Genomic DNA, 504 nt, shown 5'->3' on the forward strand with positions numbered 1-504 from the left:
GAGGTCATATCCGCCGCGCCGCCATTGCAGCTTTTCGAGGTCGGTGCCGTCGTACACCCCGAAGTAGTGGAACGGGCACAGCAGGTTTTGTTCCAGCGCGTCCCATAGCCGCAGCTCTGCGGCCACGCGTCCGCCGAAGAATTCGCGGACGTCGCTACCGTCACCGCGTTCGGGCGTGGCGGTAAGTCCAAGCAGCTCCATGGGGGCGATGTGGTCAAGGAGGCGGCGATAAGACGGCGCCTCAGCATGGTGGAACTCGTCGATCACAACGACGTCGAAATGATCGGGTTCAATCGTGGAAAGGCGTCCATCCGTCAGCGATTGGATGCTGGCGAAGACGTGACGCCATTGCGTCGGTTGGTCTCCACCGACCAGCAACTCGCCAAAGGTGGGATCGGTGAGGACCTCCTGATACATCCGGCGTGCCTGGGTCAGGATCTCCTTGCGGTGTGCGACAAACAGCAGCTTCAGGTCCCGCCCGTGCACCTCGCGGGCCAGCCGGCG

At 63.1% G+C, this 504-nt stretch carries 1 protein-coding gene; it reads right to left on the minus strand.

Annotated features, from left to right (window positions below):
• Positions 1-504 (minus strand): DEAD/DEAH box helicase family protein (locus H7I41_RS14145; protein WP_264013228.1); only part of this gene is annotated, 504 nt, incomplete at both ends.

The sequence above is a fragment of the [Mycobacterium] manitobense genome (assembly GCF_025821665.1).
Lineage (GTDB): Bacteria > Actinomycetota > Actinomycetes > Mycobacteriales > Mycobacteriaceae > Mycobacterium > Mycobacterium arseniciresistens.